The sequence below is a fragment of the Blautia sp. HCP28S3_G10 genome (genome assembly GCF_052065235.1).
GTDB lineage: Bacteria > Bacillota > Clostridia > Lachnospirales > Lachnospiraceae > Blautia_A.
In genome coordinates, this window is sequence record NZ_JBQHUL010000013.1 from 54,719 (window position 1) to 75,344 (window position 20,626).

Sequence of the window (20,626 nt, forward strand, 5' to 3'; positions counted from 1 at the left end):
TTTTATGGGATTCAAAAGTGACATCGAAATTGCACAGGAGTGCACAATGCAGCCGATTACAGAAATCGCAGCAAAAGCAGGTATTGATGACAAATACCTGGAGCAGTACGGAAAATACAAAGCAAAGATCGATTACAACCTTCTGAAAGAAACAGAAAAGAAAGACGGCAAACTGATCCTGGTAACAGCTATCAACCCGACACCGGCAGGTGAGGGAAAAACAACCACAACAGTAGGTCTCGCAGATGGTATGCAGAAACTCGGCAAGAACGTTATGGTTGCTCTTCGTGAGCCATCCCTCGGACCGGTATTCGGTGTTAAGGGCGGCGCAGCAGGCGGCGGATATGCACAGGTAGTTCCAATGGAAGACATCAACCTTCATTTCACAGGTGACTTCCATGCGATCGGAGCAGCAAACAACCTTCTTGCAGCAATGATCGACAACCATATCTTCCAGGGCAACGCACTGAACATTGACCCACGTAAGATCACATGGAGAAGATGCGTGGATATGAATGACCGTCAGCTTCGTAACGTAGTAGACGGACTCGGCGGAAAGACAAACGGAATGCCGCGTGAAGACGGATATGACATCACAGTTGCATCCGAGATCATGGCAGTTCTCTGCCTGGCAAGCGACATCAAAGATCTGAAAGAAAGACTTTCCAGGATCATCATCGGATATACATACGGAAAAGTTGCAGAGCAGAAACCGGTAACAGCTGGTGACCTTCATGCAGAAGGCGCTATGACAGCACTTCTGAAAGATGCCCTGAAACCAAACCTTGTTCAGACACTGGAGCATGTACCGGCAATCGTTCACGGTGGACCATTCGCAAACATCGCTCACGGATGTAACTCCGTAACAGCAACAAAAATGGCCATGAAACTTGCAGATTATGCAATCACAGAAGCAGGATTCGGTGCTGACCTCGGTGCTGAGAAATTCCTCGACATCAAATGCCGTATGGCAGGGCTGCACCCGAACGCAGTTGTTATCGTAGCAACTGTACGTGCACTGAAATACAACGGCGGTGTGCCGAAGGCTGATCTGAACAACGAAAACCTGGAAGCACTGGAAAAAGGTATCCCGAACCTTCTGAAACATGTAAGCAACATCAAAAATGTTTACAAACTTCCATGCGTTGTTGCGATCAATGCATTCCCGACAGATACAAAGGCAGAGCTTGACTTCGTAGAAGCAAAATGTAAAGAGCTCGGCGTAAACGTAGCACTTTCCGAAGTATGGGCAAAAGGCGGCGAAGGCGGAATCAAACTTGCAGAAGAAGTGATCCGTCTCTGTGAAGAACCAAATGACTTCACATATTCCTACGAACTGGAAGGCTCCATCGAAGATAAACTGAACCAGATCGTTCAGAAGATCTATGGCGGCAAGAAAGTTGTACTTACAGCAAACGCACAGAAACAGGCAAAACAGCTGGAAGCTATGGGATTTGGCAACTGCCCGATCTGCGTTGCAAAGACACAGTACAGCTTAACAGATGACCAGACCAAACTGGGCGCGCCGACAGACTTTGAAGTTACAGTACGTAACCTGAAGATCTCCGCAGGAGCAGGCTTCATCGTAGCCCTGACAGGCGAGATCATGACCATGCCAGGACTTCCTAAAGTACCGGCTGCAGAGCGCATCGATGTAGATGAAACCGGAAAAATCACAGGACTTTTCTGATTTTTTAAAAAAAGAAAAAACAAAAAAATTTGCTAGGGGAGGGCACTCACAGTTGCGAAGGCCGTTCGCCCCTCGCACTCCCCACCGGGCCACGCCGAAAATATTTCTTAAACTTTAAAATTTTCAGTATCAGTCACGTTTGTAAAAATATTTAAAACAGCGTTCGCTTGCTTTGCGGTGGCCAAGAAGGGGGAGTCTGAGGGGGACCTTCGGCCTTCGCAACTATGAGATGGTCCCCCTCAGGTTTCAAATATGTAAAATAGAATTTAAGAAAAAAACTCTTTATTTAAAACAATTTTTTCAGGAGGAGAAAAAATGGGATTTTCAACAAGTACATGCACAGAATTCGTTGAAGTACTTGCTTCCAAAGCTCCGGTTCCAGGGGGCGGCGGTGCTTCTGCACTCGTAGCTGCTGTCGGAACAGCGCTTGGAAACATGGTAGGCAGCCTGACAGTAGGCAAAAAGAAATATGCAGACGTAGAAGACGAAATGTGGGAGCTGAAAGCAAAATGCGACCAGCTTCAGAAAGATTTCCTTCGTCTGATCGAGAGAGATGCAGAAGTTTTTGAACCACTTTCCAAAGCATATGGAATGCCGAGAGAAACAGAAGAAGAAAAAGCTGAAAAAGCACGTGTTATGGAGATCGTTCTGAAAGATGCATGCTCCGTACCTATGGAAATTATGGAAAAGTGCTGTGAAGCTATTGAACTGATCGTTGAATTCGGAGCAAAAGGTTCCAAACTTGCAATCAGTGATGCCGGCGTTGGCGCAGCATTCTGCAAGGCAGCCCTGAAAGGTGCGAGCCTTAACGTTTATATCAATACAAAATCCATGGCGGACAGAGAATATGCAGAAGAACTGAACAAGAAGGCAGACGCAATGCTTGAAAAATATACAAAGATTGCAGATGAGACCTTTGACAGTGTTCTTGGCAGATTAAAATAATATAAACTAATATATGTGGAGGAAATAAAAAATGGCTAAACAGTTATTAGGAAAAGAAGTAACAGCAGCACTTAACGAAAAAATCAAAGCAAACGTTGCAGAATTACAGGGAAAAGGAGTAAATCCTACACTCTGCATTATCCGTGTCGGCGAGAATCCAAGTGATATCTCTTATGAAAGAGGAGCTACAAAACGCTGCGAAACACTTGGCGTAGCATGTGAAAAGATCCTTCTTCCGGGAGACGTTACACAGGAAGAACTTCTTGCAACAATTGACAAAGTAAACAAAGATGACCATATCCATGGCGTACTTCTGTTCCGTCCACTTCCGAAACATCTGGATCAGGCAGTGATCGAGAACGCACTTGCAGCAGAAAAAGACGTAGACTGCATGACAGATCTTTCCATGTCCGGTGTATTCACAGGCAAAAAGATCGGTTTCCCGCCATGTACACCACAGGCATGTATGGAAATCCTTGATCATTACGGAATCGACTGCACAGGCAAAAAAGCAGTAGTTATCGGAAGAAGCCTTGTTGTAGGAAAACCGGCAGCTATGATGCTCGTTAAGAAAAATGCTACTGTAACTATCTGCCATACAAAAACTGTAGATATGCCATCTGTAGCAAGAGAAGCAGACATCGTGATCGTTGCAGCAGGACGTGCCGGAGTTGTTGGCGCTGACTATGTAAAAGAAGGACAGACTATCATCGATGTAGGTATCAACGTAAATGCAGAAGGAAAACTCTGCGGAGATGTTGACTATGCGGCAGTAGAGCCGATCGTTGATGCTATCACACCTGTTCCTGGCGGAGTTGGAAGCGTTACAACATCTGTTCTTGTTGGACATGTTGTAGAAGCAGCAATGAGAAAGGTTAATAAATAATAAATGATCAGAAACAAAAAAGCAGTGCTCTTTTGTTCTCAGATAGTCCTGACGGGTGCCCTTATTGTGGGGGCACCTTGTCTGGCTTTCGGAGATACAGAGAAAAATGTCGAATTAGTCACCGTTTCAGAAGAAAGTGTTTTTGGAAGTTCTTCCACAGAAAGTGCCTCAGAAGAGGCAGATCATTCAGAGGAAGGGCAGATTCATAAACCGGAGTCTCTTAAGGCGCCGGATTTTACATCAGATCCTGATTTTATAGATGATTCTACAGATAATACTTATGGCTATTATACAGTAATGGGAGAGACTACGGTATCTCTCGCACAGATGACATCACAGTATAATGAAAGAAATGTTGAGTATCCGTCAGCAGTCCTGGGAGATGGCGGAGCCACAACAATAGATGATTTCTGCACGATCATTCTTGAAGAGGCAAATGCAGAGGGAGTTCGTGGAGAAGTGGTGTTTGAACAGGCAATGCTGGAAACAGGATGGCTGCAGTATGGGGGTGATTCAGGAGTGACCCAGTACAATTTCGCCGGCCTTGGAACTACAGGAGGCGGTGTGGCAGGAGTTTCTTATCCTGACGTCAGAACCGGGATCCGTGCACAGGTACAGCATCTGAAAGCATATGCGTGTGATGAAGAACTTAACCAGGACTGCGTAGATACACGATTTGACATGGTAAAAAGATCTTCCGCACCATACGTTGAATGGCTCGGCCAGAAAGAAAACCCGGATGGTGTCGGTTGGGCAGAAGGTGCCAATTACGGAGAAAAATTACGAAAACTACTTGCTGAACTGAAAGCAGAATAAGGTTCAGAATCTACATACAGATATTACAAAACAAAAAATCACCGGCCAGGGTCACCTCATACAGATATGAGATGCCTCCGAAGCTGGTGATTTTTGCTTTAGCCGGAAACTCTTCACTCGAGTCCCACTTCGCGAAGTTCTTTTGGTGGAAGTTTCTTTGTGGAAGCAGCAAGGAACTTCTTAAGTTCTTTGGAAGATTTGGCGAAAGGAACGTTTGTTCCTGCACCACCCATGCATCCGCCAGGGCATGCCATACCTTCGATCATGCAGCCTTTCAGCTTGCCTGCTTTTGCAAGAGCGAGGACTTTTTTGCAGTCGGCGAGGGTTTCTGCATGCTCAATATGAACCGGAACATCCGGGTAATATTCTTTCAGACAGGCTTCAATAGCACCTGCAACACCACCTGCGACTGCGTAGCCACGGCCGGCTGCAGTAGCATCATGAAGAGAACCTTCATCTTCAAAAGAAGCCGGGTCGATTTCTTTTGCATCAAACATAGCGTCAAGTTCTTCAAACGTTACAACAAAATCCACATCACTGCGTACTGTGCGGCGCATGGCCTCAAGCTTTTTGGAAGCACATGGACCGATAAAAACAACTTTTGTATCCGGATTTTCCTGTTTGACTTTACGAGCTGTCGCTACCATAGGAGTCAGTTCCTGGGAAATATTATCGATCATGGTCGGGAAAGATTTCTTCGCCATCATGGACCAGGAAGGGCAGCAGGAAGTCAGAAGGAACGGAAGATTGCCGGTAGCCACTTCTTTTGCATAATGATGCGCTTCAGAAATCGCACCTACGTCAGCACCAAAAGCAACTTCATGGACATCTTCAAATCCAAGCACCTGCAGAGCAGTACGGAATTTGGCAGGAGTAACATCATCGCCAAACTGACTGATATATGCAGGAGCAACAATTGCCGTAATTTTATCACCTTTACGAAGAGCGTGAGCAAGTTGGAAAATCTGTGATTTGTCAGAAATAGCACCAAAAGGACAACTAACCATACACATACCACAGGATACACATTTGTCCTGAAGGATACTTGCACGTCCCTGCTCGTCGCTTCCGATAGCCTTGACACCACATGCCTGTTCACATGGACGGATATTGTGGGAGATGGCATCATATGGACATGCATTTTTGCATTTGCCGCACTTGATACATTTGCTCTGGTCAATGTGTGATTTGCCGTTTTTCATGGAAATAGCGCCCTTAGGACATGCCTGCACACATGGGTGCGCAACACAACCGCGGCACATATTGCTGACAACATATTTATTGGAAGGACATGCTGCGCATGCAGAAGGAATAACCTGCATAAGAGGCGGTTCATAATATTTTTCGTCAATGTTGCTTGCAGCAAGACCATCTGTCAGGTGGACAGCTTTGTTTTCCGGACGGAGGGAAAGACCCATTGCAAGACGGACTCTTTCACTTGCAACTGCACGTTCTCTGTAAATGCTTTCACGGTATTTTGCTTTTTCTTCCACAATATTATAAGGAATGGCTTCAATATCATGGATCAGAGTCTCATCAGTGGATTCAAAACCAATTCTGGCAACTTCTTCAAATACTTTGTGTCGGATCGCTCTGACAGGAGTATCGTATGATCTCATATTTTATCCCCTTTTCTGATTTTATTGATTTTAGAATTAAGACAATAGTTTACCGCATGAAACTATTGAAGAATTTTATCATCTACCGATCCTTATGATATAGTAAATATCAGGTAAAATCAACGATATTTATTGTACTTTTACATGCACAAAGCCTGTAAATGACCGGAGTGACGGGCATCAGATCAGGATAATCAGATGGCGGCCGGAAATGAAAGCTTGATAAAAAATTGTGAAATATGTTAATAAAATCACGAAAATGAGAAAAAAATGCAAAAAACACATAATTAATGAAAAACTTTCAATATTTACCTTGTTAAAATCAAACATATAATGTATAATTAAAATCAACCGAAATGTGCAAAATAAACAAAACTATTTGCATAGAACGTGTACATTATTTAACAAGGAGGGAAACGAATGTTAGACCAGTCTTATTACAAAAAGACAGATGAGATAATTGAGCATTATGGACGTAAAGCAGCGTCCCTGATCCCAATTATGCAGGATATTCAGGCTGAATATCGTTATCTGCCAGGTGAACTTCTGACGTATGTGGCATCCCAGATTGGAGTTACTGAGGCCAAAGCGTACAGTGTTGCGACTTTCTACGAGAACTTTTCTTTTGAACCAAAAGGCAAATATGTCATCAAAGTCTGTGATGGAACTGCATGTCATGTAAGAAAGTCCATGCCTGTAAAGGAAGCATTAATGAAAGAACTTGGTCTCAGTCATAAGAAGCATACCACAGATGATATGCTTTTTACGGTAGAGACAGTATCATGTCTGGGTGCATGCGGATTAGCACCTACACTTACTGTAAATGACGAAGTACATCCCAAGATGAACCCGGAGAAAGCTGTTGAGCTGCTGAATGAATTGAGAGGTGAGAGCGTATGAGTATTATGAATAAAGAAGATCTGCTCAAGAAGCAGGCTGAAGCCCAGAATACCCTGAAATCTTTTACCTGTCGAGTTCTTGTCTGTTCAGGTACCGGCTGTATTGCTTCCGGTGCTCAGAAGATTTATGACGAAATGGAAAGTCTCTGCAGAAATCTTGACTGGGTAAGTGTTGAAATGCAGAAAGATGTTCCACATATCGGTGTTGTAAAAACAGGTTGTCAGGGACTCTGTGAACTTGGACCTCTGGTAAGAATCGAACCATATGATTATCAGTATGTTCATGTTCAGGTAGAAGACTGCAAAGAAATCGTAGAACGTACAATTATGGAAGGCGAACCGATCACAAGACTTTTCTACTGTGATCATGACACAGTCTGTCCACATCCGTCCGATATTCCTTTCCTGAACCAGCAGACTAGAATTGTTCTTGAAAACTGTGGAAATATTGATGCAGAATCAATAGATGAATATATTGCAGCGGGCGGATTCCAGGCTATGGCAAAAGCTTTCTTCGATATGACTCCTCAGGAGGTTATTGATGAAGTAACGAAATCAGGTCTCCGTGGCCGAGGCGGAGCAGGATTCCCGGCTGGTAAGAAATGGTCTCAGGTAGCACGCCAGAAAGAAAAAGAGCGTTATGTTGTATGTAACGGTGATGAAGGTGACCCGGGTGCATTTATGGATGGCTCTGTAATGGAAGGTGATCCATATAAGATGATCGAAGGTATGATCATTGCCGCTTATGCAGTTGGAGCTGAGAATGGATATATTTATGTTCGTGCAGAATATCCGCTTTCTGTTAAACGTCTTCATATGGCAATGGAGCAGGCAGAGGCTTACGGACTTCTGGGAGATAATATCCTCGGTTCAGGATTCAATTTCCACTTACATATCAACCGCGGTGCAGGTGCTTTTGTATGTGGTGAAGGATCTGCGCTTACAGCTTCCATCGAAGGAAACAGAGGTATGCCGCGTGTCAAACCTCCGCGTACTGTAGAAAAGGGTCTGTGGGAAAAACCTACAGTTCTGAACAACGTAGAGACATATGCAAACGTTCCGAAGATCATTCTCAAAGGTGCTGACTGGTTCCGTACTATCGGTACAGAGGGAAGTCCGGGAACAAAAACATTCTCACTTACCGGTGCCATCGAAAATACAGGTCTTATCGAAGTTCCTATGGGAACAAATCTTCGTCATATCATTTATGATATCGGTGGAGGACTTAAGAGTGGCGCGGCATTCAAGGGCGTACAGATCGGTGGACCTTCCGGTGGATGTCTGATCGATGATCAGCTTGACCGTCCTCTTGATTTTGATTCCGTTAAGAAACTGGATGCGATCATGGGTTCCGGTGGTCTGGTAGTTATGGACGAGAACACCTGTATGGTTGAAGTTGCGCGTTTCTTCATGAGCTTTACACAGAGAGAATCCTGTGGTAAATGTGTTCCGTGCCGTGAAGGTACGAAACGTATGCTTGAGATTCTCGAGCGTATTGTAGAAGGAAAGGGCGAGATGTCTGATCTCGATGAACTGGAAGAACTTGCTACAATGGTACAGAAAATGGCTCTCTGCGGACTTGGTAAGAGTGCTCCGCTTCCTGTAATCAGTACCCTGAAACGCTTCCGCGATGAATATGAAGAACATATCCGCGACAAGAAATGCCGTGCAAAAGTCTGCACAGCTCTTCGTCAGTTCCACATCAATCCTGAATTCTGTATTGGATGTGGTAAATGTGCAAAGAACTGTCCGGCCGGAGCAATCAGCGGAAAGATCAAACATCCATATCATATTAACAATGACCTTTGCATTAAGTGCGGTGCATGTAAAGATAACTGTAACTTTGATGCGGTTTATGTGGAAGCATAGGAAGGAGGGCAACTTATGGGAACAATGACAATAGACGGTAGAAAAGTGGAATTTACCGATGAAAAAAACGTCCTGGCTGTTATCCGTAACGCAGGAATCAATATCCCCACACTGTGCTACCACTCAGAGATATCCACATTTGGAGCCTGTCGTTTATGTACAGTAGAAGATGACAGAGGCAGAACATTTGCTTCATGTTCAGAAGAACCCAGAGACGGAATGGTAATTTATACCAATTCCGGCAAAATCAAAAAATATCGTAAACTTATCGTAGAGCTTCTCCTTGCAGCACATTGCAGAGACTGTACAACCTGCGTGAAGAGCGGCGAATGTATTCTTCAGGAACTGGCTCACCGTCTTGGTGTAGAGAATGTACGCTTTGAAAATACAAGAGAACATCATGATCTGGATACAAGTTCACCATCCATTGTCCGTGATCCGAACAAATGTATCCTCTGTGGAAACTGTGTACGTGCCTGCGAGGAACTTCAGGGAATCGGTGCACTTGGATTTGCGTTCCGTGGAACAGAAGCCATGGTTATGCCGGCATTTAATAAGAAAATTTCCGAGACACAGTGTGTAAACTGCGGACAGTGCCGTGTATTCTGTCCGACAGGAGCTATCTCTATCCGTACAAATATGGACGAAGTATGGGAAGCACTGGCAGATCCGGATACACGTGTAGTTGCACAGATCGCTCCAGCTGTACGAGTTGCAGTAGGAGATCATTATGGAATGCAGAAAGGCCGCAGTGTAATGGGCAAGATCGTAAATGCTCTTCACCGTATGGGCTTTGACGAAGTATATGATACTACTTTCAGTGCAGACCTTACTATTATGGAAGAAACAGCAGAATTCCTGAAGAGAGTGGAAACAGGGGAAAACCTTCCGCTTCTGACTTCCTGTTGTCCGGCATGGGTAAAATTTGTAACTGATCAGTATAAAGAATTTGTTCCGAATGTATCTACCTGCCGTTCGCCACAGGGAATGATGTCAGCTGTTATCAAGGAATACTTCCGTGATCCGGAACACGCAGCAGGCAAGAAGACTGTTATGGTTTCCATTATGCCATGTACAGCCAAGAAAGCAGAAGCAAAACGTCCGAACAGCTTTACCAAGGGCGAGCAGGATACAGATATTGTTATCACAACTACAGAACTCCTCCGCATGATCGATAACTTTGGCCTTGATTTTGCATCTCTTGATCCGGAAGCATGCGATATGCCATTTGGATTCGGTTCCGGCGGTGGCGTTATCTTTGGTGTGACAGGTGGTGTTACAGAGGCAGTTCTTCGTCGACTTTCACCAGCACACAGCAAAGAAGTAATGAAAGATATTTCTGAATGTGGAGTCCGTGGAGATGAGGGAATCAAAGAGTTTTCAGTTCCATATAATGGAATGGAGGTTAAGATCTGTGTAGCAAGCGGACTTGCCAATGCACGTAAAGTTATGGAGCGTGTGAAGAACGGAGAAGCAGAATATCATCTGATAGAAGTAATGGCATGCAGACGTGGATGTATCATGGGTGGCGGTCAGCCGACAAGAGCCGGTGACAGAACAAAAGCAGCCAGAGCAAAAGGACTGTACAACGCAGACAACACCATGATCATCAAGAAATCCGATGAGAACCCACTTGTACTGGAACTTTATCAGGGACTTCTCAAAGGCAAGGAGCATGAACTCCTTCACAATGAATTCTATTAATACCGGAAACGAAACAAATCGCAGGTATCATATTCATTGAGAGTATGATGGAGATATAATAAGAGCTGGGGTATTTCAGTTTGAGCGGCTGAGATACCTCAGTTTTTTGTACCTCTTGCATAAAATACTTTAATAGGCTAAAATAAAAACAAAAATACAAAGGAGCAAAAACCATGCGTGAAATAAAAGCTTCCACAATTACAGACGTTATTGAACATCTCTGCATCGAAGCCAACCAGGTGCTTCCGGAAGACATCAAAAAAGCAATCGGAGCCTGTCGTGCGTGCGAGGATGGAGAGATCGCCTGCGGTGTTCTTGACAACATCATCGAAAACTACCAGATAGCCGAAAACGAACAGGTGCCGATCTGTCAGGATACAGGAATGGCCTGCGTATTCCTGGAAATCGGACAGGACGTACATATCACAGATGGAGATCTCACAGAAGCAGTAAACGAGGGAGTACGCCGCGGTTATGACAAAGGCTATCTCCGCAAATCCGTAGTAAAAGATCCTGTCCGCAGAGGAAATACAGGAGACAACACTCCGGCCATGCTTTACACAGAGATTGTACCAGGAGAACAGATAAAAGTAACTGTAGGACCGAAAGGATTCGGAAGCGAAAACATGAGTGCAATCCGCATGTTCAAACCGTCAGCCGGAATCCAGGGAATCAAAGACTTCATTCTCGAGACAGTGGAAACAGCAGGCCCGAATCCGTGCCCGCCAATGGTAGTGGGAGTCGGAATTGGAGGAACTTTTGACAAAGCAGCTCTCCTTGCGAAAAAAGCCCTCATGCGTCCGGTAGACACATCTAACCCGGATCCGTATTATGCAGATCTCGAAAAAGAAATGCTGCAGAAGATCAATGAACTTGGAATCGGACCACAGGGATTTGGCGGCCGCACAACAGCCATCGGACTGAACATTGAAACAATGCCCACACATATCGCAGGAATGCCATGTGCGATCAATATCAGCTGCCATGTGACACGACACAAAACGGAGGTGATCTGAGATGGAACGTCATATTACTTTACCATTAACAAAAGAACTTGCAGAGACACTTCATGCAGGAGATACCGTATATCTGACAGGAACTATCTATACCTCCCGTGATGCAGGCCACAAAAGAATGTGCGAAGCCCTTGCAAGAGGCGAGAAACTTCCCTTCGACCCGACAGATGCGACCATCTATTACGTAGGACCTACCCCCGCAAAACCAGGACAGGTCATTGGTTCCGCAGGCCCCACAACCAGCGGAAGAATGGATGCCTATGCACCGACCATGATGTCCGTAGGCGCAAGAGGAATGATCGGCAAGGGTGCCCGCCTTCCGGAAGTGGTAGAAGCTATGAAAAAATATAAAGGTGTATACTTCGGAGCCATCGGCGGAGCAGGAGCCCTCCTTGCAAAATGCATCAAAAAAGCAGAACTTGTGGCTTACGAAGACCTCCAGTCCGAAGCGCTCCGCAGACTTTATGTGGAGGAAATGCCACTGGTAGTCATCATCGACAGCGAAGGCAACAACCTCTACGAAGAAGGCAGGAAAGAATATTTACGCAACCGCAAAGCCTGAGACATGAATCAACCCCCATCCGCATATATTTATAACAATACATGGGATTGTGTGAATATATGCAAGGGGGCTTTTTTTATGGAAAATTTTCAGGTTTACCGGGATATTCAGGCACGTACCGGCGGTGATATATACATAGGCGTTGTAGGCCCTGTACGCACTGGCAAATCAACCTTTATCCGAAGATTTATGGAACTGGTAGCACTTCCTGGGATAGAACCGTCACTGCAGAATGAAGTACGCGATCAGCTGCCATTAAGCGGTTCCGGCAAACTGATCACAACAGTAGAACCCAAATTCATCCCCAAAGAAGCAGTGCCCGTAACATTAGGCGAAGATCAGAAAGTCCGCGTGAAACTCATAGACTGCGTGGGATTTCTGGTAAAAGATGCCGCCGGGCACATAGAAGACGGCAAAGAACGCATGGTCAAAACACCCTGGTCCGAAAAAGCAATACCATTTCATGACGCAGCACAGCTTGGAACAGAAAAAGTCATCGAAGAACATGCAACCATAGGACTTGTGATTACCACAGATGGAAGCTTCGGAGAACTGCCGCGGGAAAATTTCCTAGAGGCTGAGGCAAAAACAGTCAGCGAACTGAAAAAACAACAGAAGCCATTTCTGATTCTTGTGAATTCACAGATGCCGTACAAAGAAGAAACACTCAAGCTTGCAAAAAATCTTCAGGAAAAATACGGCGTGACAGCAATCACTGCCAATTGCGAACAGCTGCGAAAAGAAGATGTATCCAGAATTCTTGAAAACATATTATATGAATTTCCGGTCAGCGAAATACAGTTCTTTATACCGAAATGGATCGAGATGCTTTCCGCAGATCACGAAATAAAAAAACAGATCACAGATGAAATCAGGACAATGATGTCCGGAATGACCCACCTGCGGGACATCACAAAAGAAACTGCAAAACTCCATTCAGCCTGCATACAGGACACCCTGCTGGAAGACGTGAGCCTTTCAAACGGAATCGTAAAAATCCGCATACAGGTAAAAGAAGAATATTATTACCGGAATTTGAGCGAACTCAGCGGAATTTCCATGGAAAGCGAATATGACCTGATCCACACAATAAAAGAACTTGCAGAGATGAAAGAGCAGTATGTAAAAGTACAGGATGCCCTGGAATCTGTACGGAGTACAGGATATGGAGTTGTAGTACCTGAACTGAAAGAAATCGAAATGGATGAACCGTCAGTGATCAGGCAGGGAAATAAATTCGGGGTAAAAATCCGGTCAAAAAGTCCGTCCATTCATATGATCAAAGCAAACATTGTCACAGAGATCGCACCAATCGTAGGAACAGAGCAGCAGGCAAAAGATCTCATAGAATATATCGGAGAAAGCAGTCAGAGAGGCGAAAGCATCTGGGAGACAAATATTTTCGGAAAATCTATCGAGCAGCTTGTGCAGGACGGAATCCGAAGCAAGATCATGGCCATAGGAGAAGAAAGTCAGGTGAAACTTCAGGATACCATGCAGAAAATCGTCAACGACAGCAAAGGCGGTATGGTCTGCATAATAATATAAGAAATGCGGCCGGTTTTTATGAGACCGGCTGTTTTTGTGTGAACAATATAATAAGGAAAGAAAATACATACATTTTTTTGGTAAGTAACGTCATTTCTGGTATCTTTACACAGCATAACAGCTATGCTAAAATAAAATAGATTCAGGTCAGATTATGTCAGATTATGTATTGATATAATGAAAACCTGGAGTATGTGAGATAAACAGAGGGAAGGAAAAGAAAAATGTACAAACGTAAGTCAAAAGGCTGGTACAAGCATAAGGATTTTATTGTGCTGGATATGCTTTGTATGTTTCTGGCTTTTGTAATTGCTTACATGGTCAGAAACGGAAGTCTCTATGGAATGATCAGAAACAGAATTTATCTGTATACACTGGTCTTTGCTCTTGTGATGGATTTTCTGTCTGTCAGTGTATTTGAATTTTTTCATGGCGTTATCAGAAGAGGATATTATCAGGAACTGAATGCAGCAATCAAACAGATGCTCTGTATAGAATTAACTTCGGCACTGTTTCTGTTCTCTATTGACAACGGCCATAACTTCTCGCGAATTGTTCTTTATTTGTTTGGAGGACTTTATCTTCTCTTCACCTATGTAACCAGACTGAAATGGAAAAAACATATTCGTATCAAGATGGCGGAAGGTGGAGAACACTCACTTTATATTATTACATCGAGGGATATTGCGGAACATGTTATTGATAAAGTCCGCAAATACAACTATAACAGATATAACATCAATGGCCTTGTAATTGTTGATGAAGATATGACCGGACAGGTTATTGACGGAGTTGAAGTAGTGGCAGGTCTTGATGATGCAGCAGCATATATCTGCCAGCAGTGGGTTGATGAAGTACTGATCAATGTTTCGCCGGATCACCAATATCCCCATAAACTTCATGATGAGCTCCTGGAAATGGGAATGGTCATACACATGAACCTTGCAAAAGTCAAAAATACTACAGGCCAGAAACAGTTTGTAGAGAAAATCGGCGGTTATACAGTGCTGACAACAACTATGAACTATGCCACAGACAGACAGATTCTTGCAAAAAGAATCCTGGATATCACAGGCGGTCTGGTAGGCTGTATCCTTACAGGAATTATTACAATATTTGTAGGACCGATCATTTACATATCATCTCCGGGACCGATTTTTTTCGCCCAGACGCGAATCGGAGAAAACGGAAAACCATTCAAGATGTACAAATTCCGCAGTATGTACATGGATGCGGAAGAGCGCAAAAAAGAACTGATGGACCAGAACAAAATGAGCGATGCCCGCATGTTCAAGCTGGATTTCGATCCCCGGGTCATCGGAAACAAAGTTTTGCCGGACGGTTCCCACAAGACAGGCATTGGAGAATTTATCCGCAAAACATCGCTGGATGAATTTCCGCAGTTCTGGAATGTCCTGAACGGCACTATGAGCCTGGTGGGTACAAGACCGATCCTGCAGGACGAACTTCAGCAGTATGAACTTCACCACCGTGCCCGGATTGCCATTAAGCCAGGCATCACCGGCATGTGGCAGGTAAGTGGTCGAAGCGATATCACAGACTTCGAGGAAGTCGTACGCCTGGACAAAGAATACATCGAAAACTGGAATATCGGACTGGACATCAGGATCCTTCTGAAGACTGTTGTGGCAGTGGTGAAACATGAAGGGTCGGTATAACTGAATAGAAATCAGAGGATGGTTTTGCTCGCCGTGGGGCGGTGGGCAAAACCATAAAATATGTAATTAGATAAGTTATAAATATAAGAAAGAATGTATGTGGAATGAGTATTGAACATAATAAAAAAGCACTGGGAAAACCATTGAGAATTGCGGTTTTAGGACATAAATCAATACCAAGCCGTCAGGGTGGAATTGAGATCGTAGTTGAAGAACTGTCAGTCCGTATGGCGAAACTGGGACACAGGGTAACTGTATACAACCGAAGCGGACACCATGTCAGCGGGAAAGAATTTGACAGCAAGAAACTGAAAACATATAAGGACTGTCAGATGAAATACGTTCCAACAATCGATAAAAAAGGTCTGGCAGCAATGAGTGCATCATTTTTTGCAGCAGTTGCAGCAGCATTTGGAAAATATGATGTAGTTCATTTTCATGCAGAAGGTCCCTGTGCAATGATGTGGCTGCCGAAACTGTTTGGCAAAAGATGTGTGGCAACAGTTCACGGTCTGGATCATCAGAGAGCCAAATGGGGGAAATTTGCCAGCACATACATAATGCTTGGAGAAAAATGTGCAGTTAAGTTTGCAGACGAAATCATTGTACTCAGTGAAGGAGTTCAGCAATATTTCCTTGATACATATGGAAGAAAAACCAGATTTATACCGAATGGCGTAAACAGACCGGTAATCCGGGAAGCTGATATTATACAGAAAAATCATGGATTGAAAAAAGATGACTATATTCTTTTCCTTGGCAGACTCGTACCGGAGAAAGGACTCAGATATCTGATTGAAGCGTTTAAGAAAGTGGATACAGATAAAAAACTTGTCATTGCAGGCGGAAGCTCTGATACAGATGAATTTGCCAGAGAATTACAGGAGATGGCAAAAGATGATAACAGAATTATATTTACCGGATTTGTTCAGGGAAAAGAGCTGGACGAGCTTTACAGTAATGCATATGTATACACACTTCCAAGCGATCTTGAGGGAATGCCATTAAGTCTCCTGGAAGCAATGAGTTATGGAAACTGCTGTCTGGTGTCAGATATAGATGAATGTGCTTCTGTTGTAGAAGATAAAGCATTTATATTCAAAAAATCAGATGTAAATGATTTGAAAGAAAAACTGCAGCAGATGTGCAGTGAACCGAAAAAGGTGATGCAGATGAAAGAAGAAGCAGCTGATTTTATCTGTGGAAAATACAACTGGGATGATGTTGTAGAAAGAACACTGAAATTATATAGGAAATAAGGTTGTGAAAAATGAAAGTATTGATGATAAATAATCTCCTCTGACCGAAAGCAGGTAGTGAGATGTACATAGTGAAAATGCTTAGAAAATAGCGGTAATACGATAAATCCACCGCTCTTCAAACTGCAAGACCTCCATTTTCAGTATCACTACCTACTTTCGTATAGAGCAGATGATGTTATCATCAGCCTTTTAAGTATCACACCCTGCATTATGATATAGCACCTCGTTAATCATTAAGATTCGGAAACGACTATGACTTTATCATACAAACGCAGGGTGGGAAACAGAGCGAGGAACACGGAGAAAAAACAACGATAAGGAATTGAAAATCTTTATCTGTCGAATGAAGTTATAAAAATCAAAAATTGAGGAATCAGAAATATGAGTATTGTTAGCTTAGAAAATAAAACAATTTTAGTAACTGGTGCGGCTGGATTTATAGGATCAAATCTAGTAAGACGAATTTATCAGGAGGCTCCTTCTGCAACAGTTATTGGCATCGATAACATGAATGCCTACTACGATGTTGCTCTGAAGGAGTTCCGTTTGAATGAGCTGGCCAAGTATCCCACATTCACTTTTGTGAAAGGCAATATCGCTGACAAAGCATTGATTACAGAGCTGTTTGAGAAGTATAAGCCCGCGGTAGTCGTGAACCTTGCAGCACAGGCTGGTGTGCGTTACTCCATCACCAACCCGGATGCCTATGTGGAATCCAACCTGGTCGGCTTTTTTAATATCTTGGAAGCCTGCCGTCATTGTGAGAATTTGGAGCATCTGGTATATGCTTCTTCTTCCAGTGTTTACGGTAGCAATAAGAAGGTTCCGTACAGCACGGATGACAAGGTAGATAATCCGGTTTCACTGTATGCAGCAACCAAGAAATCTAATGAGCTAATGGCTCATGCATATTCTAAGCTGTACAATATCCCGTCCACCGGTCTGCGCTTCTTCACGGTGTACGGTCCCGCTGGTCGTCCGGATATGGCTTACTTCGGCTTCACTAACAAGCTGGTGAAGGGTGAAACCATCAAGATCTTCAACTACGGCAACTGCAAGCGTGATTTTACTTATGTGGATGACATCGTAGAAGGCGTTGTTCGCGTGATGAAGAAGGCTCCGGATAAGAAGGACGGCGAGGATGGTTTGCCGATTCCACCGTATGCAGTTTACAACATCGGCAACCAGAATCCGGAAAACCTGCTGGATTTCGTGCAGATTCTGAGCGAGGAACTGGTTCGTGCAGGAGTTTTGCCGGAAGATTACGATTTCGAGGCTCACAAAGAACTGGTTCCTATGCAACCGGGTGATGTACCTGTTACTTATGCAGATACCAGTGCTTTGGAGCGGGACTTCGGATATAAGCCTTCGACTAGCCTGCGGACAGGTCTGCGGAAGTTCGCTGAGTGGTATGCAGAATTTTATAAATAATTAGAGGATAGAAAAATGAGAGAGTTTAAGGATTTGAAAATTGCTGTGGCCGGTACAGGTTACGTTGGCCTTTCCATTGCTACGTTGTTGAGCCAGCATCATCATGTTACAGCTGTGGATATTATTCCGGAGAAAGTTGAACTAATTAACAACAAGAAGTCTCCGATTCAGGATGAGTATATTGAAAAGTACCTGGCAGAGAAAGAACTGGATCTGACTGCAACTTTGGATGCGAAGGAAGCATACATTGATGCTGACTTTGTAGTTATTGCAGCACCTACAAACTACGATAGCAAGAAAAACTTTTTTGACACATCAGCTGTTGAAGCAGTTATCAAGCTGGTGATTGAGTATAATCCGGAAGCCATCATGGTCATCAAGAGTACCATTCCGGTTGGTTACACAGCATCTGTGCGTGAGAAGTTCCACTGCGACAATATTATCTTCAGTCCGGAGTTTCTGCGTGAGAGCAAGGCTCTTTATGATAATCTGTATCCTTCTCGTATCATTGTCGGCACCGATGTGGAGAATGCCCGACTGGTGAAAGCGGCACATACTTTTGTAGAACTCCTGCAAGAAGGTGCAATCAAGGAAAACATTGACACCCTATTCATGGGATTCACGGAAGCAGAGGCTGTTAAGCTGTTTGCGAATACTTATCTGGCACTGCGTGTGTCTTATTTCAATGAACTGGATACCTATGCTGAGATGAAGGGACTGAATACGCAGCAGATTATCAATGGTGTCTGCCTTGATCCTCGAATCGGCAGTCACTATAATAACCCATCTTTTGGTTATGGTGGATATTGTCTGCCGAAAGACACCAAGCAGCTACTGGCAAACTATGCCGATGTGCCGGAAAATCTGATTGAAGCAATCGTGGAAAGTAACCGCACTCGTAAAGATTTTATTGCAGATCGTGTTTTGGAAATTGCCGGTGCATATCAGGCTAATGATAGCTGGGATAAGAGCAAGGAAAAAGAGGTCGTGGTTGGTGTTTACCGTCTGACCATGAAGAGCAACAGCGATAACTTCCGCCAAAGCTCTATCCAAGGTGTCATGAAACGCATCAAAGCAAAGGGTGCAACTGTTATTATCTACGAGCCGACTTTGAAGGATGGAGAGAAATTTTTTGGCTCTGTGGTTGTAAATGACTTGGATAAGTTCAAAAAACAGAGCCAAGCTATCATTGCAAACCGCTATGACAAGTGTCTGGATGATGTGAAAGAGAAAGTTTACACGAGAGATTTGTTTGGAAGAGACTGAAACAGGACGTACAAGGAAATATGTATGCTGAAGTGAATGACTGAAGGATAAGTATTGAATTACTTATACTAATGCTAATAAGAAATTGAAAGCTGTGAAAGAAAAAACAACGATAAGGAATCAAAATATGCGAATTTTGCTTTGTAACAAATTTCTGCACGCCAACGGTGGATCAGAAACCTACATTTTTAAACTGGGTGAGGCACTGGAACAGCACGGTCACGAGGTCCAGTTCTTCGGTATGGACCATAAAGGCCGCTGTGTCGGCAACCGGGTCAATGCTTATACGTCCGATATGGATTTCCACGGCGGCAGCAAGCTGTCGAAGCTGACCTACCCGATTAAGACCATTTACAGCAGTGAGGCCCGGAAGAAGCTGCGGCTGGTGTTGGATGACTTCCAGCCGGATGTCTGCCATCTGAATAACTTCAACTACCAGCTGACCCCTTCGATCATCTTGGAGATCGTCAAGTGGAGGAAAGAGACTGGAAAGGATTGTAAGATCGTTTTCACGGCGCATGACTACCAGCTCGTCTGTCCGAACCATATGCTGAATAACCCGGTAACGCATCAGAACTGTGAGAAGTGCCTCGGCGGTCACTTTATGAACTGTACCAAGGGCAAATGTATCCACGGCTCGACGGCAAAGTCCGTCATCGGCACGATGGAAGCAGAGTTCTGGAAACTGAAAGGAACTTATAAGTACATCGACACGATGATCTGCTGCTCCGAGTTCATGAAGAACAAGATGGACAGCAATCCGCTGTTTGCTACCAAAACCGTGGCAATGCACAACTTCATCGATAAGGTGGAATGGAAGGACGTGCAGAAGAAAGACTACGTCCTGTACTTCGGCCGCTTTTCCGAGGAGAAAGGCATCGGCACACTCATCAAGGTCTGCAAGGAACTGCCGGATGTGCAGTTCATCTTCGCCGGTACTGGTTCGCTGGAAGATAAGGTGAATGGTGTAAGCAACATCCAGAATGTTGGCTTCCAGAAAGGTGAAGCACTGGAAAAGCTGATTCGTGAAGCAAAGTTTTGCGTTGTTCCATCAGAATGGTATGAGCCTTTTGGATTAACAATTGTTGAAGCACAAAGTTTGGGGACACCGGTTATTGGTGCGAATGTTGGTGGAATTCCTGAATTGATTACAGATGATATTGATGGGAGACTATTTACTAGCAAGGATTCCGAACAACTGGCATCTATCATCAGAGAATTGTGGAATGACCCTGATAAGGTTGAGGAATATGCAAAAGCCTGCCTGAACCTTGAGAGAGACGACCTGGATTCTTATTATGAGAAGCTCGTCCCAATTTACCGGGGGAGACTGTCCGAAAACTCGGATAATCTAATCTGATGAGAAAAAGATTGATATGCTCTTGTGAGCGTTCAATATAAATTAAAATTGCACATTGAAAACTGAATAAAGTA

At 44.0% G+C, this 20,626-nt stretch carries 16 protein-coding genes; 15 read left to right on the forward strand and 1 reads right to left on the reverse strand.

The annotated features are described in order from the left end of the window. Window positions 1-4: 4 nt before the first annotated feature. From ACTNB8_RS07365 to ACTNB8_RS07380, 4 genes are all read left to right on the forward strand, one after another. Complete coding sequence (locus ACTNB8_RS07365; RefSeq protein WP_296155245.1) at window positions 5-1,690, forward strand: formate--tetrahydrofolate ligase; 1,686 nt, start codon at window positions 5-7, stop codon at window positions 1,688-1,690. Between the two features lie 315 nt (window positions 1,691-2,005). Further along, complete coding sequence (locus ACTNB8_RS07370; RefSeq protein ID WP_156353044.1) at window positions 2,006-2,635, forward strand: cyclodeaminase/cyclohydrolase family protein; 630 nt, start codon at window positions 2,006-2,008, stop codon at window positions 2,633-2,635. Window positions 2,636-2,666: 31 nt separating this feature from the next. After that, window positions 2,667-3,521, forward strand: a complete 855-nt coding sequence (locus ACTNB8_RS07375; RefSeq protein ID WP_441053575.1) for a bifunctional 5,10-methylenetetrahydrofolate dehydrogenase/5,10-methenyltetrahydrofolate cyclohydrolase — start codon at window positions 2,667-2,669, stop codon at window positions 3,519-3,521. 3 nt (window positions 3,522-3,524) lie between these two features. Continuing rightward, entirely contained in the window at window positions 3,525-4,337 is an 813-nt protein-coding gene (locus tag ACTNB8_RS07380; RefSeq protein WP_441053576.1) for a glucosaminidase domain-containing protein, read from the forward strand. Window positions 4,338-4,450: 113 nt separating this feature from the next. Here ACTNB8_RS07380 and ACTNB8_RS07385 read toward each other — a convergent pair whose 3' ends face one another. Then, on the reverse strand, window positions 4,451-5,956 hold the full coding sequence (locus ACTNB8_RS07385; protein ID WP_441053577.1) for a 4Fe-4S dicluster domain-containing protein: 1,506 nt from the start codon (window positions 5,954-5,956) through the stop codon (window positions 4,451-4,453). A 420-nt stretch (window positions 5,957-6,376) separates the two neighbouring features. Here ACTNB8_RS07385 and ACTNB8_RS07390 point away from each other — a divergent pair, with 420 nt between their 5' ends. From ACTNB8_RS07390 to ACTNB8_RS07440, 11 genes are all read left to right on the forward strand, one after another. Then, a complete protein-coding gene (locus ACTNB8_RS07390; protein WP_296155238.1) occupies window positions 6,377-6,856 on the forward strand; it encodes a complex I 24 kDa subunit family protein in 480 nt (159 codons plus the stop codon). Continuing rightward, window positions 6,853-8,724, forward strand: coding sequence for an NADH-ubiquinone oxidoreductase-F iron-sulfur binding region domain-containing protein (locus ACTNB8_RS07395; RefSeq protein WP_441053579.1), 1,872 nt, complete (start codon window positions 6,853-6,855; stop codon window positions 8,722-8,724). The genes ACTNB8_RS07390 and ACTNB8_RS07395 overlap by 4 nt, the downstream gene beginning before the upstream one ends. A 15-nt stretch (window positions 8,725-8,739) precedes the next feature. Then, complete coding sequence (locus ACTNB8_RS07400) at window positions 8,740-10,428, forward strand: [FeFe] hydrogenase, group A (protein WP_441053580.1); 1,689 nt, start codon at window positions 8,740-8,742, stop codon at window positions 10,426-10,428. Window positions 10,429-10,601: 173 nt separating this feature from the next. Further along, window positions 10,602-11,444, forward strand: a complete 843-nt coding sequence (locus ACTNB8_RS07405) for a fumarate hydratase (protein WP_441053582.1) — start codon at window positions 10,602-10,604, stop codon at window positions 11,442-11,444. Between the two features lies 1 nt (window position 11,445). Continuing rightward, complete coding sequence (locus tag ACTNB8_RS07410; RefSeq protein ID WP_296155231.1) at window positions 11,446-12,006, forward strand: Fe-S-containing hydro-lyase; 561 nt, start codon at window positions 11,446-11,448, stop codon at window positions 12,004-12,006. Between the two features lie 78 nt (window positions 12,007-12,084). Then, window positions 12,085-13,554, forward strand: coding sequence for a stage IV sporulation protein A (spoIVA, locus tag ACTNB8_RS07415; protein WP_441053584.1), 1,470 nt, complete (start codon window positions 12,085-12,087; stop codon window positions 13,552-13,554). A gap of 224 nt (window positions 13,555-13,778) precedes the next feature. Continuing rightward, on the forward strand, window positions 13,779-15,233 hold the full coding sequence (locus ACTNB8_RS07420) for a sugar transferase (RefSeq protein WP_441053585.1): 1,455 nt from the start codon (window positions 13,779-13,781) through the stop codon (window positions 15,231-15,233). A gap of 104 nt (window positions 15,234-15,337) precedes the next feature. Next, complete coding sequence (locus ACTNB8_RS07425) at window positions 15,338-16,492, forward strand: glycosyltransferase family 4 protein (protein ID WP_441053587.1); 1,155 nt, start codon at window positions 15,338-15,340, stop codon at window positions 16,490-16,492. Window positions 16,493-16,876: 384 nt separating this feature from the next. Then, window positions 16,877-17,926 carry an NAD-dependent epimerase/dehydratase family protein gene (locus tag ACTNB8_RS07430; RefSeq protein ID WP_441053589.1) on the forward strand — a complete coding sequence of 350 codons (1,050 nt, stop codon included), beginning with the start codon at window positions 16,877-16,879 and terminating at the stop codon, window positions 17,924-17,926. A gap of 15 nt (window positions 17,927-17,941) precedes the next feature. Further along, on the forward strand, window positions 17,942-19,192 hold the full coding sequence (locus tag ACTNB8_RS07435) for a nucleotide sugar dehydrogenase (protein WP_441053591.1): 1,251 nt from the start codon (window positions 17,942-17,944) through the stop codon (window positions 19,190-19,192). A gap of 127 nt (window positions 19,193-19,319) precedes the next feature. After that, window positions 19,320-20,552: a glycosyltransferase gene (locus ACTNB8_RS07440; protein WP_441053594.1), complete on the forward strand. Its 1,233-nt coding sequence runs from the start codon at window positions 19,320-19,322 to the stop codon at window positions 20,550-20,552. The last annotated feature ends 74 nt before the right edge of the window (window positions 20,553-20,626 follow it).

What these genes read in the sequence shown, in the direction of transcription:
- ACTNB8_RS07400 (WP_441053580.1), top strand. Translation starts at nt 8,740, where the DNA reads ATGGGAACAATGACAATAGACGGTAGAAAAGTGGAATTTACCGATGAA.
- ACTNB8_RS07435 (WP_441053591.1), top strand. Translation starts at nt 17,942, where the DNA reads ATGAGAGAGTTTAAGGATTTGAAAATTGCTGTGGCCGGTACAGGTTAC.
- spoIVA (WP_441053584.1), top strand. Translation starts at nt 12,085, where the DNA reads ATGGAAAATTTTCAGGTTTACCGGGATATTCAGGCACGTACCGGCGGT.
- ACTNB8_RS07420 (WP_441053585.1), top strand. Translation starts at nt 13,779, where the DNA reads ATGTACAAACGTAAGTCAAAAGGCTGGTACAAGCATAAGGATTTTATT.
- ACTNB8_RS07395 (WP_441053579.1), top strand. Translation starts at nt 6,853, where the DNA reads ATGAGTATTATGAATAAAGAAGATCTGCTCAAGAAGCAGGCTGAAGCC.
- ACTNB8_RS07375 (WP_441053575.1), top strand. Translation starts at nt 2,667, where the DNA reads ATGGCTAAACAGTTATTAGGAAAAGAAGTAACAGCAGCACTTAACGAA.
- ACTNB8_RS07390 (WP_296155238.1), top strand. Translation starts at nt 6,377, where the DNA reads ATGTTAGACCAGTCTTATTACAAAAAGACAGATGAGATAATTGAGCAT.
- ACTNB8_RS07370 (WP_156353044.1), top strand. Translation starts at nt 2,006, where the DNA reads ATGGGATTTTCAACAAGTACATGCACAGAATTCGTTGAAGTACTTGCT.
- ACTNB8_RS07385 (WP_441053577.1), bottom strand. Translation starts at nt 5,956, where the DNA reads ATGAGATCATACGATACTCCTGTCAGAGCGATCCGACACAAAGTATTT.
- ACTNB8_RS07425 (WP_441053587.1), top strand. Translation starts at nt 15,338, where the DNA reads ATGAGTATTGAACATAATAAAAAAGCACTGGGAAAACCATTGAGAATT.
- ACTNB8_RS07430 (WP_441053589.1), top strand. Translation starts at nt 16,877, where the DNA reads ATGAGTATTGTTAGCTTAGAAAATAAAACAATTTTAGTAACTGGTGCG.
- ACTNB8_RS07410 (WP_296155231.1), top strand. Translation starts at nt 11,446, where the DNA reads ATGGAACGTCATATTACTTTACCATTAACAAAAGAACTTGCAGAGACA.
- ACTNB8_RS07440 (WP_441053594.1), top strand. Translation starts at nt 19,320, where the DNA reads ATGCGAATTTTGCTTTGTAACAAATTTCTGCACGCCAACGGTGGATCA.
- ACTNB8_RS07405 (WP_441053582.1), top strand. Translation starts at nt 10,602, where the DNA reads ATGCGTGAAATAAAAGCTTCCACAATTACAGACGTTATTGAACATCTC.
- ACTNB8_RS07380 (WP_441053576.1), top strand. Translation starts at nt 3,525, where the DNA reads ATGATCAGAAACAAAAAAGCAGTGCTCTTTTGTTCTCAGATAGTCCTG.
- ACTNB8_RS07365 (WP_296155245.1), top strand. Translation starts at nt 5, where the DNA reads ATGGGATTCAAAAGTGACATCGAAATTGCACAGGAGTGCACAATGCAG.